Annotated in this window: 3 protein-coding genes and 1 pseudogene; 3 read left to right on the top strand and 1 reads right to left on the bottom strand. The window is 42.4% G+C overall.

The window, feature by feature from the left end; all coding sequences use genetic code 11:
• Window positions 1-525: 525 nt before the first annotated feature.
• From MICAI_RS09985 to MICAI_RS27850, 3 genes are all read left to right on the top strand, one after another.
• Window positions 526-924 carry a hypothetical protein gene (locus MICAI_RS09985; protein ID WP_039899949.1) on the top strand — a complete coding sequence of 133 codons (399 nt, stop codon included), beginning with the start codon at window positions 526-528 and terminating at the stop codon, window positions 922-924.
• 251 nt (window positions 925-1,175) lie between these two features.
• Window positions 1,176-1,439 (top strand): DUF433 domain-containing protein, encoded by a 264-nt coding sequence (locus MICAI_RS09980; protein ID WP_002799510.1) that lies wholly within the window; start codon window positions 1,176-1,178, stop codon window positions 1,437-1,439.
• A complete protein-coding gene (locus MICAI_RS27850; RefSeq protein ID WP_002757286.1) occupies window positions 1,423-1,749 on the top strand; it encodes a DUF5615 family PIN-like protein in 327 nt (108 codons plus the stop codon). Before MICAI_RS09980 ends, MICAI_RS27850 begins: the two co-directional genes overlap by 17 nt.
• A gap of 32 nt (window positions 1,750-1,781) precedes the next feature.
• Here the strand turns inward: MICAI_RS27850 and MICAI_RS27845 are convergent.
• A pseudogene (locus MICAI_RS27845) lies at window positions 1,782-1,848 on the bottom strand (arginase); the annotation flags it as partial.

The following is a 1,848-nucleotide window of genomic DNA, read 5'->3' as shown; positions in this document are numbered from 1 at the left end:
ATCAATAGATAAATCCCTCGATTTCTCGCTCAAGATTGGTTTGCTGCGGGCGATAATCTGGAAATATCAGCAAAAATAAATTCAGAACGATTTTGCGCCGTTTCAGCGATCACTAAAATTGTTAAGAATTGTACAACCCTCTTGTTATAAGGCTTTTTATGTCATGAAACCTTAAAATGAGAATTGCTGTGGAAATATAGCCATCAGTTAGGCTGCTTCATACTGCTGTAACAAAAAACAATGATCCCCCGATAGCGATCGCTAAAGGTCGAATAATTATAAATTTTTGTCAAGGGGTGCGGTCAGATATAGGAGTCATCGCTAGAATGAGCCTAGTTGTCAGGAATTTAGTTAAACAAGGTTTTTGGCAAGATGCTAATCTGGCTAACAATATACACTGGAACGGCAAGGCGATCGGCTAGGTAGCAAAGGTTATCTGCGTCTGGTGAGCGGGAACGTTATGCCGCTCAACCCTTGCTGAGGGCGCAGCCGAAAATCTAACTGTGAGACGTAGAGAGTTAAGACATGGATCAAAAGATTAAGGATATCATTGAGGTTGCTGATAAGCTGGAGTCACGAGTAAGTTCTTATTGGAATTTTTATACAGTTGCTGTCGTCGCAATTATTGGTTGGCTGGTTTCTTCCAAAAAAGACTTTTCACTTTCATATAGCCAAGCTCTAGTAGCAACAATTGTTTGCATTGGGTTTTTTATTGCAAATTTCTATGGAATACGTGCTGCAACAAAGAGAGTAATCGCAGTAGAAAGTGAACTTAATGCACTTGCGAAGAAAACGGAATTTGAAAGTGCTTTGCTCAAAAAGGAGTTATCGTATTCATCATCAACATTGCTACCTTCCTGGGTTCTGCATATATTTGTTGATATCATTGTTCTTTTCGTAATATGGTCAAGTGTAAAGAATTAGGTTTGAGCTGTAGGGTGCGTTCCCTAATGCAATTTCTACCGCTCCACAGATCGATTTTTGGGGAACGCACCATACCTATTGATTGAAGTTGTAAGTCTAGGCGTTGCAGAATCAAGGTATGAATGCCAACTGTGCATCGTATCCAAAAGTTAGTTTGGGTCTAGCGGCAAGATGTAGGCAGAGTAGTCAAGTGAAGTGTCCCATGCCTGAGCCTCACCTTGTATAGAGCCGACAAATGACTTTAGGATACAATGACTGTAAAAGCTAGTAGCCAGTTGGATATATTTGTTATGGCATTAATATCCCGTGTTGTTCACAGTGATCCCGACATTCTAGGGGGAACCCCTGTTTTTGTAGGAACTCGTGTGCCGATGAGAACCCTACTTGATTATCTTGAGGCTGGTGATTCATTAGAGGTATTTCTAGACCATTTTCCCAGTGTCAGTCGAGAACAGGCGATCTCAGCCCTTGAATTAGCAAAGGAAATGTTGACAGCCTATGCGAATCCTGCTTGATGAATGCGCCCCACGCCCGTTAAAGCGTGAGCTTGCCGATTACGAGGTATGCACAGTTGTTGAGATGGGATGGTCAGGGAAAAAGAACGGTGAGTTGCTGAGGCTGATGAGTCAGGAGGGTTTCACGATTCTCCTCACTACAGATCAAAATTTGCGTTATCAGCAAAATTTACAGCAAACTGGAGTGGCAGTTATTGTTCTTGTAGCAACCAGCAACAAACTTTCTGACTTACTTCCCCTAATGCCAGATGCCTGTAGCGTATTAGATAAAGTCTCTCCAGGAGAAGTGATTGAAGTTGGAGGCTCCTGAAAGTTGTGTTGGCGAAAGCAGCATAACTCCGCATCCCTAGCGATATCTCGATCCCAAATCACGGGAATCTGCTGTTTAGCGATTAATTCCGCTTCTTCC

The organism is Microcystis sp. T1-4 (assembly GCF_000297435.1).
Classification (GTDB): domain Bacteria; phylum Cyanobacteriota; class Cyanobacteriia; order Cyanobacteriales; family Microcystaceae; genus Microcystis.
This window is presented reverse-complemented; position numbering and strand designations above follow the sequence as displayed.

What these genes read in the sequence shown, in the direction of transcription:
- MICAI_RS09980 (WP_002799510.1), top strand. Translation starts at nt 1,176, where the DNA reads ATGACTGTAAAAGCTAGTAGCCAGTTGGATATATTTGTTATGGCATTA.
- MICAI_RS27850 (WP_002757286.1), top strand. Translation starts at nt 1,423, where the DNA reads ATGCGAATCCTGCTTGATGAATGCGCCCCACGCCCGTTAAAGCGTGAG.
- MICAI_RS09985 (WP_039899949.1), top strand. Translation starts at nt 526, where the DNA reads ATGGATCAAAAGATTAAGGATATCATTGAGGTTGCTGATAAGCTGGAG.